Origin of the sequence: Paenibacillus elgii NBRC 100335, from assembly GCF_004000865.1 — a bacterium.
GTDB lineage: Bacteria > Bacillota > Bacilli > Paenibacillales > NBRC-103111 > Paenibacillus_G > Paenibacillus_G elgii.
Genome location: NZ_BIMB01000062.1, coordinates 1 through 16,154, shown reverse-complemented (window position 1 = coordinate 16,154; position 16,154 = coordinate 1). Strand labels below are relative to the sequence as shown.

12 protein-coding genes are annotated in these 16,154 nt (G+C 50.6%); all 12 read left to right on the top strand.

From position 1 onward, the window contains the following. The first annotated feature begins 16 nt into the window (after positions 1-16). Complete coding sequence (locus tag PEL01S_RS29845; RefSeq protein ID WP_127462822.1) at positions 17-1,429, top strand: NADase-type glycan-binding domain-containing protein; 1,413 nt, start codon at positions 17-19, stop codon at positions 1,427-1,429. 24 nt (positions 1,430-1,453) lie between these two features. Further along, positions 1,454-2,653 carry a transglycosylase SLT domain-containing protein gene (locus PEL01S_RS29840; RefSeq protein ID WP_127462821.1) on the top strand — a complete coding sequence of 400 codons (1,200 nt, stop codon included), beginning with the start codon at positions 1,454-1,456 and terminating at the stop codon, positions 2,651-2,653. 23 nt (positions 2,654-2,676) lie between these two features. Beyond that, positions 2,677-3,687 carry a tetratricopeptide repeat protein gene (locus PEL01S_RS29835; protein ID WP_127462820.1) on the top strand — a complete coding sequence of 337 codons (1,011 nt, stop codon included), beginning with the start codon at positions 2,677-2,679 and terminating at the stop codon, positions 3,685-3,687. 42 nt (positions 3,688-3,729) lie between these two features. Continuing rightward, complete coding sequence (locus tag PEL01S_RS29830; protein ID WP_127462819.1) at positions 3,730-5,130, top strand: type VI secretion system Vgr family protein; 1,401 nt, start codon at positions 3,730-3,732, stop codon at positions 5,128-5,130. Positions 5,131-5,179: 49 nt separating this feature from the next. After that, positions 5,180-7,435, top strand: coding sequence for a C39 family peptidase (locus tag PEL01S_RS29825; protein WP_127462818.1), 2,256 nt, complete (start codon positions 5,180-5,182; stop codon positions 7,433-7,435). A 17-nt stretch (positions 7,436-7,452) separates the two neighbouring features. Further along, complete coding sequence (locus PEL01S_RS29820; protein WP_163767511.1) at positions 7,453-8,196, top strand: DL-endopeptidase inhibitor IseA family protein; 744 nt, start codon at positions 7,453-7,455, stop codon at positions 8,194-8,196. A 47-nt stretch (positions 8,197-8,243) separates the two neighbouring features. After that, positions 8,244-9,329 carry a hypothetical protein gene (locus PEL01S_RS29815; RefSeq protein ID WP_063186509.1) on the top strand — a complete coding sequence of 362 codons (1,086 nt, stop codon included), beginning with the start codon at positions 8,244-8,246 and terminating at the stop codon, positions 9,327-9,329. A gap of 125 nt (positions 9,330-9,454) precedes the next feature. Next, complete coding sequence (locus tag PEL01S_RS29810; RefSeq protein WP_127462836.1) at positions 9,455-10,057, top strand: CbrC family protein; 603 nt, start codon at positions 9,455-9,457, stop codon at positions 10,055-10,057. A 174-nt stretch (positions 10,058-10,231) separates the two neighbouring features. Continuing rightward, positions 10,232-11,566, top strand: a complete 1,335-nt coding sequence (locus tag PEL01S_RS29805) for an extracellular solute-binding protein (RefSeq protein WP_127462816.1) — start codon at positions 10,232-10,234, stop codon at positions 11,564-11,566. A 70-nt stretch (positions 11,567-11,636) separates the two neighbouring features. Next, entirely contained in the window at positions 11,637-13,451 is a 1,815-nt protein-coding gene (locus PEL01S_RS29800) for a cache domain-containing sensor histidine kinase (protein ID WP_127462815.1), read from the top strand. A gap of 5 nt (positions 13,452-13,456) precedes the next feature. After that, positions 13,457-15,109: a response regulator transcription factor gene (locus tag PEL01S_RS29795; RefSeq protein ID WP_029191645.1), complete on the top strand. Its 1,653-nt coding sequence runs from the start codon at positions 13,457-13,459 to the stop codon at positions 15,107-15,109. Then, a partial coding sequence (gene nagZ / locus PEL01S_RS29790; protein ID WP_127462814.1) for a beta-N-acetylhexosaminidase occupies positions 15,099-16,154 on the top strand: 1,056 nt, incomplete at its 3' end. The genes PEL01S_RS29795 and nagZ, both read left to right, overlap by 11 nt.

Sequence of the window (16,154 nt, the reverse complement as noted above, 5' to 3'; positions counted from 1 at the left end):
CTTAGAGGGAGTGAGAATGGTGAGGATTATTGCTATTGGTGTGGTTTTGTTATTGCTAACGGGATGTTTTAACCACGGAGATGTTAGCAAAAAATCAGACATGGAACCAACTCATGCCGATAGCATTTCAACGGAGCAGAAAAAGGAAGCTAAAGATGCTAATGCTCCTCAAGAGAAGTTATTTGATTGGCTCCTGTTCCGTGGGGAAAATGATAATGAAATGATACATTATGTAAAAAAAGCAGCTGACGAAGAAAGCTTCGTTTATATCGATGGCTTTACGAGTTTTTTCAAGAAAGCTAACGAGGATATGACTCAAGGTGGAATTTCTTCTGTCGGCGGAATTTCGCAAGATGGAAAGAAAATATTATTAATGAATTTATCGCATCAAAGACCTAGCATTTCTGCGCAAATCTATAACTTTCTTTCGCATCAAACCGAGCTGCAATTTCAATTGCCTCATAAAGATTATGCGCTGTCTCCTGATCTCAACCAATATCTGTTTGAGGAGAATGGGGACATCTATCTATTTCGACCGAAGGAAAATGAAAAGACAAAGCTATCGCTAGTTAAACGAGACATGTATTCTGTTGCTGTCTGGAAATTTTCCCCTGAAGGCAATAAACTGTGCTTTAGCGATGATGAGGGCAATCTTGTTCTGTTTGACATCGCAAATAACAAAATCATCAAGAAAATAAACGCGGGCTCTAAGGATATCCAAATCCATCAATGGTTTGCTGAAGACAAGCTGATTTATACGGCCGATCATGATACCACCTACTTATTGACAATTGAAAGCGAGGAACGGAAACCGCTTGGCCAATCCATGGTATCTCCGATCATTTCCCCGGATGGCCAAATGCTCCTGTACGCGGACCAAGAGCGAAATGTTTTTCAATTAAACTTGCAGAACCAACAGAAGACGAAGCTCGAGGACGCCTTTCAACGCATTGGGTTTGAAGTGTACCCTGTGCAATGGATTCGCTCGTCAACGCCGTTCATGGACGTCAAGAAAAGCATCCCTGTTAAAAGAGTCACCGCTTCTTCTACGCTGCCGGACGAGAATAAAATATCGTACAACGCAAATCAACTCACGGACGGGAATACAAAGACCGGCTGGTGCGAAGGCATAAAGGGGGACGGGATTGGAGAAACCGTCACGCTCGAATTCGGAGAACTTCGAGAAGTATCCGGTATCGATCTCATCAATGGTTTAGCGCAATCGCTGCAAACGTTTAAAGCAAACAATAGAGTTAAGAGTCTAAAGGCCGAATTTTCGGACGGAAGCTCCGAGATTCTGAATGCCTCTTTTGTACAAATGAATTTTAACAAGAAAATCAAAACGTCGTTTATTAAACTTACCATTCTCGAAGTGGAAAAGGGAGAGAAGTATTCGGATACGTGCATGTCGGAAGTAAGAGTGTTTTAAAAGTAACGACTAGGGGAGAGCGCGATGAAATGGAAAGAGCCCACGTTCGGTCCGACACCGTTGTTAAAGGCCCTTATGGGTGCCAATGCCCGAAGAAAAGCACAAGCCGCCGATCTGGAGGGGGAGCAAAAGAAGTTGAATCTAACCTATCCCGACTGGGCTAAGGACTGGATCAGGAAGTACAAGGAAGCTTGGTACATGGCAGAAGCGTGCGGCGACAAAGAAGGGATGAAAAGGGCAGCGAAGCTTGCCGAAGGGTTTCGAGACAAGCTGCGTGCTATGGAAAAGATGCCCACGTGGGCGCAAGAACAGATGCAGAAGCAGACGGTGCGTTGGATGGAGGCCAACGAAGTCGGAAATGTGAGAGAGATGAAGGCCGCGGGCGAAGCGGGACAAGGAATTCGGGACAAGCTGATTATGATTGATCATATCGGTAAAAAATCACCGGAGAATGCGAAGCGGTTAAATGACTTGACAGCCAAGTGGTATGCGGCGAATGATCGAGGAATCGTTGATGGGAAGAATATGAGTGACAAGCCCTCGGAGGTAAAAAAGGCAAAGGATAATTACAGTAATGAAGCCCAGAAGCTTATGGAACAGTATCCTTTGCCCCAGCAGGAGCCGAAGAAAGAAGAAGTTCCTAGTACGAATCAAGGGACCACTGCTCCTCCTGCGAATCAAGGAACGCACGAAGGATTTTCTTATGAATGGACCGGCATACATGTAACCCCTGAATTTAAAACAAAAGTGCTTGATATCTGCAAAAAGCTTCAAATCAACCCAGATGATCTGATGGCAATTATGGCCTTTGAATCAGGGGGGATAAACCCGGCTGCCGTTAATCGAAAATCCGGTGCAACAGGTTTGATCCAGTTCATGCCTTCGACAGCAGCAAGCTTAGGAACGAGCACAAGTGCCTTGGCGAAAATGTCGGCTGTAGAGCAATTGGATTACGTTTATAAATACTTTAAACCGTATGCAGGAAGAATTCATAACGTATACGATGCTTACATGGTTGTTTTTTTACCGATAGGCGTCGGAAAAGATGATGATTTTGTACTAGGGCAGAAAGATTCTACTGAGATACTTGCTGGAAAATTGACAAAGGGGAAGGTGTATGCTCAGAACAGCGGGTTAGATGTGAATGGTGATTTCAAAATTACAAAAAAAGAAGCGGGTCAAAAAGTTATCAATACAAGAAACCAATATAAAAAAATAAAATAAGTAAAGAGCAGGTGAGAGATGGGATGTTTGCTGCAAAAATAGTAGTAATTTTCTTGTCGCTAACCGTTCATTCGCTCCAATATGCTGGGGATTTGCGTACGGAGACTCCATTAAACCAGCCCTTGCCATTAACATTCACATCCGAAGCTTCGGTTTCGAGCGAATCTAAACCAATCACAACATCCGAGCTTCGCAATTATTTAAAGCAAGGGGATTTGCTAATTGCATCGGATAAATTCGATGAAGCTATGCAAGCTTACGACAAAGCTATAGCTTTAGACCCGCATTGCGAGGAAGCCTTTTATGGCAAAGGGAAAGTGCTTTCCCATTATACATCGGAAGCCGACAAAGCCATTGAAGCCTTCAATAAAGCTAGTGAATTAAATCCTTACTATGCCGAAGCGTATTTTGAAAAAGGAAAGATTTTTTCTAATACAGGTAAAGTTGATAAAGCAATACAAGCTTACGACAAGGCGATTCAATTGAAACCGGATTTTGCAGATGCTTTTTACGAAAAAGGTTCGATACTTGAGGTAACTGGATCGACAATACAAATGGAAGACCCAGGAAACGAGGTGGTTATATCCAATTTTAGTGAGGCCATCCAAGCTTTAAATAGAGCGATTGAATTGAAACCTAATTTTGCGAAGGCGCATTTCATCAAGGGGATCGCCTTGATGCAATTAGACAAATATAACGACGCCATAGAGACCCTCAATAAGGCGATAGAATTAGACCCCCGGAATACACAGGCTTATATCCAAAAAGCAAGATCGTTGGAAAGGCTGGCTCTTTACGATGAGGCGATCCAGACCCTTGATAAGGCAACTGGAGCAATTCCTTCTGAAGAGCTAGATGTAATATATTACGAGAAAGCTATGATCTATGCTGCTGACCTCAATGATGCGGAGAAAGCCATTGAAAATTTAAAGCAATGTCTGGAAATTAATTGGAACTATATAAAAGTTGCGGGAGCAGAAGAAAAGTTTAAAAGTCTGAAGAAGCTGAGGGAATTTCAAATGCTTTTTGAATGAACTCACGCGAAGATCGAACCTAATAAAAAAGGAGCGGCGAAAATGGAACCCTTCATTCGGATAAACCAAGATACGATATCGCTAAGAGACCCGAAGGTCCGCATCATTCAGCGGCTCAATGAGCATGCAAAAGCATATTTTACAGGGGTTATCAAGGATGAAATCAAAGATCGTTACGTGGATATGGCAGACGCCTCCACGACGCTGGAGATTTCTTATCAAGGCGAGGATAAAAAGCTTGTTCATCTGTTTAGAGGGCGTCTGATGAATATTCGGGTGAGAGCGACGGCGAACGTATACTATATCGTCGGCGAAGCCGTTTCCCATACCTATGACATGGACATGAAGATCAAACGCTGGCCGTTCCAAAATCCAAAGCTGACATACAGCAAGCTGGTCGAACAGGTGTTGGAACCTTACAAGGGAGCGAATTGGAACAGCAGCTTGGATAAGACCAAGTCGCTTCAAAACTTTACCATGCAGTATGATGAGACCGACTGGGAATTCCTGAAACGAATGGCATCCCGGTTTCGATGGGGACTCATCCCAAATGCGACGGCAACGAAGCCGCAGTTTTATTTTGGCCCTCCCCAAGGCGTGGACAAAGGGACGTTGACGAGCTTCAACTTTTCCGTTACACGTAAAATGGACTCCGGGATAAAAGATGGAGCAAACAGCAACTTATTATACTATAAAATCTATAGCAGCGGTAAAAAATCTATTCTTCTGAACATCGGGGATTTTGTAACCTATAAGAACCGATCGTTGTATGTACTGCAATCGATTGCCGTTATTCATCATGGCGTACTCAAGCATGAATATGTGCTGACCACTTCCGACGGATTGCAGCAAAAGCCTCTATGCAACAGCGAGATGAAGGGCATTTCCTTGAAAGGCAAGGTACTCGCTGTAGAAGAAGACCGGGTCAAGGTGCATTTTCACGAAATCGATACGAAGAAGCCTCCTGTCGCGGAAATTTGCTCGTTTCCGCATGCGACGTTCTATACGGCTGAGGGAGATACAGGGTGGTATTGTATGCCGGAGGTCGACGATGAAGTCAATATTTATTTCCCTTCGGACAAGGAAGAGGAAGCTATCGTGACGCACTCCATCCGCAAGAAAGAAGAAGAAGGCGACTTGATCAAGCAGCCGGAAGTTAAAATTTTTATGACCAGACACCGGAAAGCAATCGCATTTACGAACAATGAAATTTTGATCACCGGAAAAGACGACGAAGTGCTGATTCGCTTAATCGACGACCACGGTATCGAAATCCACAGCAAAAAAGACATTCGTATCAAGGCCGAAGACAATTTGCTGCTTCAAGCCGGAAATACGGTACAAATCTCGGCTCAAAATACGCTTGGCTTGAAATGTAAAACAAGTTTGCTCGAGTTGGACGGCGACGTGATGATTCAAGGAGAAAAGGTAAAAACGAACTGATGGCATGGCAGCATGCGTGGCGTATCAAACAGAGCGGGGAGGGAATCGAGTGGCGAAAGCTACGACAGGCGCTCAGGTTCTTGGAAGCGAGCCGGCCATAGAAGAACTCATTGCGGAATGGAAACGAAGCATGAAAGAGGGGAAGGACCCGTTTATTATTATTCCGAACGGATGGGATACTCCCGGGGAAGGCCGGCGAAAGGCAGGAAACCAAAAAATATTGGAAGCCAAACAGAAGCGGGCGAAAGCTGATGCCGAAAAGGATGTTTTTAAGCGGAAGCAGCTTGTGGAGGAAGCGGATAAGCTGGCGGCGGAAGGCCGCAAAATGGGGGGAAGCATCTCTCGCGAGATAGATCTGGAATTGGCCCAGAACATTGTAGCCAACGAGAGGATATTGGATGCGAGAACAGCTTGGCTGACAGCCGATAAGAGAGGAGATGAAGTCGGAAAAAGAAGAGCGGAGCAGGAGGCGAGAGATGCTCGCAAGGCAGGAGGCACGATCCCGAACTGTGATTTGGATGAGATGAAACGGATGATTGGCAACCAGATGATTTTATCGTCCAAGATCATGTGGGCGGAAGGACATAAGGATCAAGATGCCGCAAAAAAAGAACAAGCGGAAAAACTGGCGGCTAAAGGCCGAGCCATGGGTGGAACAATTACATCGGACGACGATCTGAAAGATGCGCAGCGAATGGTTGCCAACGAAATGATCTGGGGCGCCAAGCAAATCTGGGATGACGCACAGAAAACGGGAGGCGATGCGAGCGGAGCCGTAGCCAGTGCAAAATATGCGCGCGAGAAAATGGGCGCAACCCTTACAATTGATCATAGCACCGAAGAAGCGGGGAGAGTCGTTGCCGACAACCGGAGTCATGCCGCGAGCAAGTACTCCAACTCCAAGGGTAGAGCATGGAACGGGATGTACAATAAGGCAGATTGGGAGAACCAGGCCGAGCAGTTGTATGAGCAGGCCGGCAAACCGGGTGGCGATAAGTTGGCCCAGGATCAATTGCTTTTAGCGGAGAAAATTTTATACGGTCCCCCGAAAGAAGCGGAGTCGGCGAAGCAGAATTTCGACAAGGCTGCGAAGCAGAATTTCAATGAGGCTACGAAGCCGAGCGGAGGGACGGAAAAATCGCAGGGCGCAGGCTACGATACGTCAGGCACGCAAAATCCCGATCCGGGTCCAATCTATAACCATGCCAAAGAAATGGTAAGTAAAATTAACAAGATCGATCAGGACAAATTCGGAAAAGAATTGCAAAAATTCGCTGAAATTTACAAGAAAAATATAGACGTTTATGAACGAATTTCCAAAAAAACGGGCGTTCCGCCACAGTTAATTGCCGCCATTCATTACCGGGAGGCGTCCTGCGATTTTTCGGCTTATTTGCATAATGGAGAGAAGCTTGGAAAAGTAACGAAGAAAGTACCTAAGGGGAAATTTTTTACTGACTTTGAAGAGGCTGCGGTAGACGCAATATTGGACAAAAAAGACCTGATCAAATTTTATCATTTAAGCGCAACATCCAATGACTTGGTCGCCATGATGGCATATGCGGAAATGTACAACGGTAAAGGATACCTGAACAATGGCCATGTCAGTCCATATGCTTACAGCGGAACAAATCTATATAGCAAAGGAAAATATGTTAAGGATGGGGTATACGACTCGAATGTGGTCGACCGCCAACCGGGCGTATATATCTTGTTAAAAGCTATCGAGTCGGCATCGGGAAGTGCCGGCAACGGAAGCTCCGGCGTACAAAATCAGCCGTCGAAGCCAACTCCAACGCCGACTCCAACGCCTACATCCCCTGGCAACCACATGATCAAAGGAGTACCTGCGGTAGACCAAATTCCGTTCTCCGCTTCCGGCTGTGCAATTGCGTCATTTACGATGGTGGCTAATTTTTATGGAGCCGATACGGATTTCAATTCGGTAAGCAAAAAGTATGCGCCAGGAAACGCTATGGATTTTCCTCGAGCCTCTAAAGCAGTAAATTTGTCTTACCAAAGGTATGATGTGGGCAAAAGCTTTACGAAAAACGATGTGTATCGGCATATCAGAGCGTCCATTGACAAAGGGCTGCCTTGTATTGTTTCAAGCAATGGGCACGATCGGAAAGGGGAGGAAAGCACCCATTTTGCAGTCGTCATAGGATATACGAACGAAGGAAATAAAGATTCGGATATTATCATTATCGATCCGTGGGGCGGAGTGCAAACGACGCTGGATCATATGCAGATCTATAAATCCAAGGGAGAAATCAAGAGCATCCGGGAATTTAAGCCAAAATGAGGATAGAGGAGTACGTCATGCTGAACGATAAAGTATTTTTGAAGCTGAAGGGAAAAATAGTAAAACGATGGTTAATAGCAATAGCTTTGTTTATTCTCGTGCTCGTTGCCGGTTGTGCAGGACAGAATCATCAGAGTACTCCTGCAGAAAGCGTGCAGCCTGCCGGAAAAAATGACGGGCCAAGCCAACAAAATTCGGTATCCCCAACAACGCCGGCGACGCCTTCAGCATCGGCAGCAACCCCGGCACAGAAAACCGGAACAACACCGGCACCGAAAATCGAAACAGCGTCGGAGTCAACGCCTGAACTAACGGCTGATGCAGCCATTAAACTTATGGATGAGGCTCGGGACAGAAACTACAAGCTGCTGCAAAAAGGTGGTCCTTGCGATGAGTTCAACTATATCAACGACGAGGATGGCGGATATGCTTTTATTTGCGCTGAGCTGAATTCCAAAGAGAAAATTCAAAAGTACTTGGAAGAAGTCTTCACTTCCCCTATTGCCGCTACTATTATCGGTCAGCTAGATCTACGGAAAAAGGACAATAAACTAGCCTTTAGTCCCTTGGACTGGGGCTCCATGTATGACTGGAGCAGTATTAAGGTAACAAAGACCACAAAAGACGGAAATAAAGCGACGTTTCTTTTTAAAGTGGGATTGCTTGATGCTTCGGTGGAAGCGAAGACGATCGAAATAACGTTTAAATACATCGATAAATCAGGCTGGAGAGTCGATACGGAGCCGCAGCATTTCTTGTAATGGGAAGAGCTCGCAACCGTTTCACCGAGTAGGAGAGGAGGATGTTTTTGAAGCGTCTGCTGCGATGGATGGTCGTCACGGCCATCCTTTCCATGCTAACTGCATGTACGGGAAATATGGATTCGAAATCTCCCGAAAGTTTAAAAGTCGCCGTGAATAACGATAACATCAAAACGGAAAACGAAGAAAAAAATGCCGGACCGAAGAAAAGCATTCCGAAAAATACCCCTGAGCCAGCCTCGAAGGAAATTATTGCGTGTCAAAAGGCATTGGAGAATCGGGGGCAGTTTTCCATCCAAGACGGAACGGTTGATTATCAATCAGGTTTACGAATTTTTCCCTTGTTACATTTCATCATGACCAAACAATCCGTTCCTGCCAATCATCCGGAACAATCGGTATTTATGAAGGATAATCCGATATTCGTTACCCGTAATGACAAGTATGCGAACTCTCTGGTATTTGCAACGATTCATTCCCAGAGAACGGGGGTGTTAAATGGAGTCGTTGGATTTCCGGATAATGAAGTAACCCGGTATTACGAACCTATGGTATTTGGGGAGAACAATGGTTTTACACCTCAGGTACCTGTAACGGATGCAGATCCATTAAACAAAGCGGTTGAAGTTAACAGGGAAACGTGGGGGAATGAACTCGGAGAACTCACAAAGCCTTGTAACGACTCGTTGATCTTGCCGCCAACGAAAACAAACCCATCTTTTTTTAAAAATTATCAAGCCATCTATCCGTTTTCCAAGGAAGTTGATTTTGTCGCCGGGGCGGATGGTGTAGGATTGGGATTGAAGGCTTATGGTCAACGTTATCCGGACGGCAATAAAATTCAAATTCCGATTCTTATTTATTGTCCTGAAGGCCGTGTCGAGAACGTAGTCATGATACAAGACGGTGTTGAATTAACATTCAAAAAAGACCAGTTTTATGACGATTGGCAAAAGTGGCTTGGCAAGGAATGGCATGCATTTACATCTGAAGAAATTGATTTTGACGAAAACGTGTTTGCCGACGCGGATTTCGCTAACATGCACTCGAAGCTACCGCCGTTTATCAGCCAGAATCCGTCTACGATTCAGGTGACGATTAACGGAGAACAGGTTGAGTTTGTGAATCATTGAATTCCGAACACTAGGCGTTATCGATAATCCCGAACTTCAATGGAAAGATATTGTGGTCAACCGGCATTTATGGAGATGGGACGGAGAGAAATACGAATGATCAAACAGAGAGGACATAGATTGTGATGTGCAAAAATGTGATCGACGAGAACCTGCCCCATTTCAAATATCATCCCAACGCTTACCGGCTCGGACTGTTCAAGCAAGGTCCTGCACGTCGTTGTACGGTTTGCAGCCGGGACACGAATTATGTTTATTCAGGGCCGTTTTATTGCATCGATGATGTAGACGCGATCTGCCCATGGTGTATTTATGACGGGCAGGCCGCCCAAAAGTTTAACGGCACTTTTCACGGAGCGGTCGAGTATAACAGCGGTTTGTTGTCGGTCGTCTTTAACGACGATACGAATCAGTACATGTATTTTATGGGCAGTGAACAAATTGAACCTATCCATGATCAGTCGTTGCACGAGCTGCTATTTCGGACGCCGAGTTATTCATCCTGGCAGGAGCCTCAGTGGTTGAGGCATTGTGACGAGTTTTGTGCGTTTATCGGGTATTTGGACCAAGACAAATGGATGGACCTCAAGGAAGAGCTGCAAGAGGAAATGGAACGGCTGCAAGAAAGTTGCGGGTTATCGCTGAATCAGCTCACTGACGATATTGGTCTTTATCTATTTCAATGTCCCACCTGCGGAAAGTACAGGCTGCATACCGATTTCTCGTAACACTCCCGCCCCTTCCCTCTTCCCTTTTCCCCGCCGCCGTGGCATACTCCAAATATACCCAATTCATTAGACGAATTTATCCCCCTGTTGTGAAAATCAAACCCTGCCGTCCGCGGCGGGGTGCGTACTATAATCGAGAGTGGATAACTGGCGGTTCCCGAAGGAGGGGTACGGATGATAAACGAACGGCGGCCGCTCCAATTCGTCTCGCTGCTGCTGTGTTCGGGCCTTGCCACTGGGTGCGGTCAGCTCGGTGCGCCAGCCCCTGCGGGAGGCGATCAGGCGGGCGGCCTAAGGCAGGCGAAGCCGTTTACGATCTCGCTGCGGCATACCCAGGTCCGTGACGATGCCAGGCTCAAGCTGAAGCTGCTGGAAGACGTCGCCAAGAGGATGGAAGCTGCCGTTCCCGGGCTGACGGTGGAGCTGGAGGGCATCGAAGACAAGGTCAACCGTTTCGAGAAGCTTCCGGCCGAGATGGCCGCGGGCTCGCCGCCCAAAATATTCGACTTGTTCGGCGGCTCGGATACGCAGAAGTATGTCAAAGCCGGACGGCTGCTGGATTTGACCCCGATTTTGGAGGAGATGAAGCTTAAGGACCGCTTTTTCGATTTGGACGAGTTCACGGTTGACGGTAAAATTTACGGACTGCCGACGGCGTCCTTCGTGGAAGGCGTGTACTATAATAAGAAGATATTTAAGGAGCTGGGGGTAGAAGTACCCAAAACGTGGGAGGAGCTTATCGCCATCGCAGAGAAGGCGAAGGCCAACGGCATTACGCCGTTTGCGCTTGCCGCGGCGGACGGCTGGGTGATCAACATGCTGATGAACACGCTTTGGGTGCGTACGGCCGGACCCGATTCCGTCGAGGGCTTCGTCAGCGGATCGCGCAAATGGACCGATCCCGACGTGCTTGACGGCTTCAAGCGCTACGAGCTGTTCGTCAAAAGGGGCTACTTCCAGGAAGGCAGCCTCGGTCTTAAATATGCGGAGCAGCAGTACAAATTCCGCGCGGGCAACGCGGCGATGCTGTTCGACGGAAGCTGGGCGAGCGGGGCGATTGCCGATCCCCAGTGGTCGAAGATCGCGAACGACGTCGGCTTTTTCAACTTCCCGGATACCGGGGGGAAGGGCGACGGCTGGATTAACGGCAGCTACTCGAACGGCTATGGCTTCGCCGCGAACCTCAGCGAACAGGAGAAGGAAGCCGTTAAAGCGTTCATCCGCATTATGTACAGCGACGAAATGCAGCGGCGTCAGTTGAAAGAAAACGGCGTCCTGCCCGCCATGAAGCTGATCGATCAGTCGGGTTTTTATCCGATTGTGGATGAAATCATGCAGACGACCCGGTTCAAGCAGTTTCCGGCGTTCGATGCGGTCGTTCAGGCCAAAGTCCGCGAAGCGCTTGAAACGGGCATGCAGGAGTTTGTCGGCGGCAAGCTGACGGCGGAGCAGGTGGTGGAGAAGCTTCAGCGGGTGCAGGAAGTCGCTAACAAAGAAGCGAAGAGATGATGCGGTTCGCCGGAAGAGCGGCAGCATAGCGGCGAACCCTTCGGCATAAGAAAGGAACGACAGGCATTTGATGAATCTTCGGAAAAAAGTGTTTTTGGGGTTCATGGCGTTTATTGTGGCGCCGCTGTTCGTGCTCGGAACGATCACGTATTTGCTGTCGCAGAGCATCATCCAGCAAAACTATGCGGAGCAGTCCGAATTTACGCTGAAGGCCGTCGGCCGCAATATTACGTACGTGCTGAAGGAAGCGAACTATTTCTCTCAAGCGTCGATGCAGCGGGAAGACATCCAGCGGATGCTCGGTGCCAAAGACGGCGTCGACGCCGTCACTTTGACTGAATACGACCGTTTGCTGCAGCGAACGTTTCTTTCCTATACTCCGGCCTACTCGGTGACCCTGTACGATTTTGAACGGCAGTCGTTCAGTCAGGGCAAAATCGGCTACAGGCCGCTTTCGTTCGCCGAGCTTGCGAAGCTGCCCGTGTTCGGCGAAGTGATGGCTCTGAACGGCGTGCCCCGTTGGATCGGCCCGCACGAATTCGAGAATTGGACCGGCAATAAGCCGCTATTTACGATGATCCGCGTGATCAACGACACGTATACACTCGACAACCGCGGGATTTTGCTGCAGCAGTTTCAATTCAGCGAGCTGAACCGCATTTTCAACTATTTCGGCACCAGCCACAGCAACGGCGTCCGGTTTATGATCGTCAATCAGGACGGGCTGATCATGGTGGATAACAAGGATAAGCTTTCGGGGCAAACGCTTTCGTCGCACATCGACGGCTCGATTCATCTGGGCGGAGAATACGAGAGCGGCAAAATGAAATTCGACGGCGTGGAAAGCATCGTTTCGGTGCATCATCTGGATTTGGACGAATTCGGCAAAATGAATTGGAGCGTCGTCTCCGTCACGCCTTGGGCGTATTTGTCCGGACGCTCGATGCAAGTGATCCAATGGATCGGCGCGATTACGATCTTGTCTCTGCTCAGCGCCCTGCTGTTCAACATGCTGTTCGTCGGGCGCATAATCCGCTTTATTTTGTACATTGTGAACTCTATGAAAAAGGTGGAGATCGGCGATCTCGGCATCCGCGTCGAAGCGAACAGCAAGGACGAGACCAGCGCGCTCGCCCGCGGCTTCAACAGTCTGGTCGAGCGGATCAGCACGCTGCTGGAGGACGTGAAGCGGGAGCAGGAGCGGAAAAACAAAGCGGAGCTGATGCTGATGCAGGCGCAGATCAAGCCGCATTTTCTGTTCAATACGCTGGAGTCGATCAATGCGCTGGCGGCGCAAAACGAAGGCCGCAAGGTGAGCCGGATGGTCCAGCGGCTGGGGACGATTTTGCGCGTTAGCTTTTACCATAAAGAGGAAATTCCGCTGTCGATGGAAATTGATCATGTGCGCAATTATTTGGAAATCCAGAAATACCGTTTTGAAGATTTATTTGAATACGAAATCGACGTGCCGCCTGCGTTGTTCTCGACACCGATTCTGAAGCTGACGCTGCAGCCGCTGCTGGAGAACAGCATTCAGCACGGCATCGAAGGGATGGAGAGTAGGGGCGATCCCGACCGGCAGAAGGGCTTCTTGTGGATTGCCGCGGAAGAGACGGAGGACGCCGTCGTGCTGTGGGTACAGGACAACGGGGCCGGTATTCCGGACGACGTGCTGCTTCGTCTGCATGGGACGCCGGGGAGCAGGTCCAGCGGCTCGGCGGAAGCGGGAGCCCCGATGCCGGAGGAGCGGGTCGGGCTTGGCATCCCGAATGTGGCGGACCGCCTGCGCATCCATTATGGCAGCCGCTACGGCATGATGATTTGCAGCCGGCCGGGCTTCGGCACGGTCATTCGCTGCACGATACCAAAACGAACAACCGGGTGATCGCCATGAAAATCAAAGCCATGCTGGTGGATGACGAAATCAATATCGTCCGCAATCTGGAGAAGGTCATTCCTTGGGAAGCGATGAACATCGAGCTGATCGGCACGGCAGCCAACGGGGCCAAAGCGCTCGATCTGGCCCGCGAAGGGAAGCCGGATCTCATTTTGTCGGATATCCGGATGCCGGTTATGGACGGCATCGAGCTGCTGCGGCAGCTGAGAGAGTCCGGCTACGAGGGCGAAATTATTATGCTGACGGGCTTCCAGGAATTCGACTACGCCCGTTCCGCTGTCAAGTATGGCGCGCGCGACTATATCCTGAAGCCGATCGATTACGAAGAGCTGCAACTGGTCATCGAGCGGACGGCTGCGGGCATCCGCGAAATCAAGATCAACGAGCTGAAGGAAACAGCCAAATGGCGGGAGCTGTCCGAACTGGCTTACGAAAAAATTTTGCTCGACCTGCTGATGGACTATACGTCGTTTCCGCTGCACCGGCTTCGCGAAGAGGGGGACCGCTCCTGGCTCGACCAGCGCTATTGGATGCTGCTCGTCGATCTGGACGATTATTCGCAGATTGCGCGTCAGGACGAACGGGAGCGCAAGCTGGTGCATTTTGCCGTGCGCAACGTGCTGCAGGATGCGCTTAACTCGGAGCTTGCCGAATACGCGGTGCTGCTGACGCGGGAAGGGGAATGGTGCGTGCTTATTCCGCTTCCCGTGACGGGGCCGCTGACGGGAGCGATGGCCGCCACCGCCACGGAGCGGCTAAGGGCGTGGTCGGAGCAGGTGCAGCAAGCGGTGGAGCGGTACGTCAAGCTGTCCGTCAGCGTCGGGGTGTACCCGTCGCCGCTTGCGGCGGAAGAGCTGGCGGACGCCTACCGCAAAGTGCAGCGTGGCCTCCAGCTGTCGCTGGAGAACCGGCATATCCTGATTCACGAGCAAACGGCCGGAACGGATGCGACGGGAAGCTCGTTCTGGGGCTTGGCTGACGGTCTCGCCACCGGATTGACGCAGGGAGACTCCGCCAAGATTGAGCAGACGCTTGAGGAGCTCGGCCGCAGCATCAAGGAGGCCGGCGGCCACAACTCGATGCGCGCCGAGCAGATGCTGCATTTCCTGTGCCTGCATTTGCTGCGGGAAATGCGTTCGGTCGGGCTGCTCGGAAGCTCGCAGGAGCAGACCGTCTGGGCCAAACTGGAGGATAGCTTAAACGTGAAGGAACTTGTCGAATGCGTACACCTGCTTATCCGGGAATGCCAGCAGGTGAGCACGGGCCGGCGCAAATCGCCCGAGCTGCTGATGGCTTCCGCCCGGGAGTACATTCAGAAGCATGTGGCCCGCGATCTGGGCGTAGAGGAGCTGGCTCAGCATCTGGGTATCAGCAACAGCTATTTCAGCCTGCTGTTCAAGCAGCATCATCAGGAGACGTTCCTAGAATACTTGACGCGCGAACGGATGGAGCTGGCCAAATCGCTGCTCCTCCACAGCGACAAGAGCGTTACCCAAATCGGCAAGCTGGCGGGCTACGCGGAGCGGCGCTATTTTACGAAAGTATTTCACAAATATGAGGGGATGACCCCTACCGAGTTCCGGGAACGGGCTAAGCCGGGCGTGACGGAGCTTGAGACAGAGGAGGAAGCGGCAGATGGTGTCTAAAGGAATCGGGGAGCTGACGCTCCGGCAAAAAATCGGTCAAATGCTGATGTGCGGTTTTCACGGCACGGAGCCGTCGGAAGATATCGAACGGCTGATCCGGGAAGAGCATCTCGGCGGAATTATTTATTTTCGCCGCAATCTGACGGAGCCGGCTCAAGTAGCGAAGCTGTCGGCCTCGCTGCAGCAGCAGGCGCTGGCCCATGGAGGCGTGCCGCTCCTGATCGCGATCGATCAGGAGGGCGGGATGGTGATGCGTATCGATCAAGGCGTGACGCCGATTCCCGGCAGCATGGCGTTGGGGGCGACCGGAGATGCCGGGGCGGCTTATGAGGCGGCCAAGGTCACGGGCAGCGAGCTGAAGGCGATGGGCATCAATATGAACTTCGCGCCGTGTCTCGATATTAACAACAATCCGTTGAACCCGGTCATCGGCGTCCGTTCGTACGGCGGGGATGCGGAGACGGTCGGCCGTCTCGGCACGGCGGCCGTGCAGGGCTACCAAGAAGCGGGCATCGCCGCGACGGTGAAGCATTTTCCCGGCCACGGCGATACGGGCGAGGACTCGCATACGGCGCTGCCGGTCGTGCCGCATCCGCGGGAGCGGCTGGACCGCCTGGAGCTCGCGCCGTTCCGCCGGGCGGCCGAGCTTGGCGTCGACGCGGTGATGACCGCGCACGTGCTGTTCCCGGCCGTAGAGCCGGAGCGGCTGCCGGCGACGCTGTCGCCCCGCGTCATCGACGGGCTGCTGCGGCAGGAGCTCGGCTACGACGGCGTCGTCGTCACCGATTGCCTGGAGATGAACGCGATTGCCGAGCATTACGGCATTGCCGAAGGCGCGGTGATGGCCGTAGAGGCGGGGGCCGACCTCGTGCTGGTCAGCCACCGGATCGAGCGGCAGCAGACGGCGCTGGACGCGCTCGTGCAGGCGGTAGAGAGCGGTCGCATCCGCGAGGAGCGGATCGACCGCTCGGTAGAGCGCCTGCTCGCGCTCAAGCGCCGCGTCGCGCCGGCAGCGGCCGCGGCTCTGGCACCGGGCACGAGCCTG

Coding starts and splice junctions, on each gene's coding strand:
- PEL01S_RS29805 (WP_127462816.1), top strand. CDS start 10,232: ATGATAAACGAACGGCGGCCGCTCCAATTCGTCTCGCTGCTGCTGTGT.
- PEL01S_RS29840 (WP_127462821.1), top strand. CDS start 1,454: ATGAAATGGAAAGAGCCCACGTTCGGTCCGACACCGTTGTTAAAGGCC.
- PEL01S_RS29835 (WP_127462820.1), top strand. CDS start 2,677: ATGTTTGCTGCAAAAATAGTAGTAATTTTCTTGTCGCTAACCGTTCAT.
- PEL01S_RS29845 (WP_127462822.1), top strand. CDS start 17: ATGGTGAGGATTATTGCTATTGGTGTGGTTTTGTTATTGCTAACGGGA.
- PEL01S_RS29830 (WP_127462819.1), top strand. CDS start 3,730: ATGGAACCCTTCATTCGGATAAACCAAGATACGATATCGCTAAGAGAC.
- PEL01S_RS29810 (WP_127462836.1), top strand. CDS start 9,455: ATGTGCAAAAATGTGATCGACGAGAACCTGCCCCATTTCAAATATCAT.
- PEL01S_RS29800 (WP_127462815.1), top strand. CDS start 11,637: ATGAATCTTCGGAAAAAAGTGTTTTTGGGGTTCATGGCGTTTATTGTG.
- PEL01S_RS29820 (WP_163767511.1), top strand. CDS start 7,453: ATGCTGAACGATAAAGTATTTTTGAAGCTGAAGGGAAAAATAGTAAAA.
- PEL01S_RS29795 (WP_029191645.1), top strand. CDS start 13,457: ATGAAAATCAAAGCCATGCTGGTGGATGACGAAATCAATATCGTCCGC.